This window comes from Modestobacter muralis (assembly GCF_010682105.1).
GTDB lineage: Bacteria > Actinomycetota > Actinomycetes > Mycobacteriales > Geodermatophilaceae > Modestobacter > Modestobacter muralis.
In genome coordinates this window covers 1-561 of sequence record NZ_JAAGWH010000080.1, presented here as the reverse complement: position 1 = coordinate 561, position 561 = coordinate 1, and the positions used below count along the sequence as shown (strand labels likewise).

The 561-nt window shown below is 69.7% G+C and carries 1 protein-coding gene; it reads left to right on the top strand.

The features are described from left to right. Window positions 1-84: 84 nt before the first annotated feature. On the top strand, window positions 85-561 hold a 477-nt coding region (locus GCU67_RS21075; RefSeq protein ID WP_163613461.1), incomplete at its 3' end, for an ATP-binding cassette domain-containing protein.

Here is a 561-nt window from a genome sequence, read left to right as displayed (position 1 = left end):
CGGCGCCGCCCGGCGCGCCGCCGGCCCACCGGGGTCCATCCTGGTACCGCTCCACCCGGCTCGAGACGAGGGACGACGAGGTCCATGGCCGACCACATCCTGGAGATGCGCTCCATCACCAAGACCTTCCCCGGCGTGAAGGCGCTGGAGGACGTCACCCTGGCCGTCGACCGGGGGGAGATCCACGCGATCTGCGGTGAGAACGGCGCCGGCAAGTCGACGCTGATGAAGGTCCTGTCCGGCGTCTACCCGACCGGCAGCTACGACGGCGAGATCGTCTTCGACGGCGAGCCGGTCCGGTTCAACGGCATCCGCGACAGCGAGCACGTGGGGATCGTGATCATCCACCAGGAGCTCGCGCTCGTCCCGTACCTGTCCATCGCCGAGAACATGTTCCTGGGCAACGAGCGACGTGGCCGCGGCGGGCTGATCGACTGGAACAGGGCCAATGCCGAGGCGGCCCGCCTGCTCGCCGAGGTCGGCCTCGACGAGAACCCGGTGACCCCGGTGGGTCAGCTCGGCGTCGGCAAGCAGCAGCTGGTGGAGATCGCCAAGGCGCTG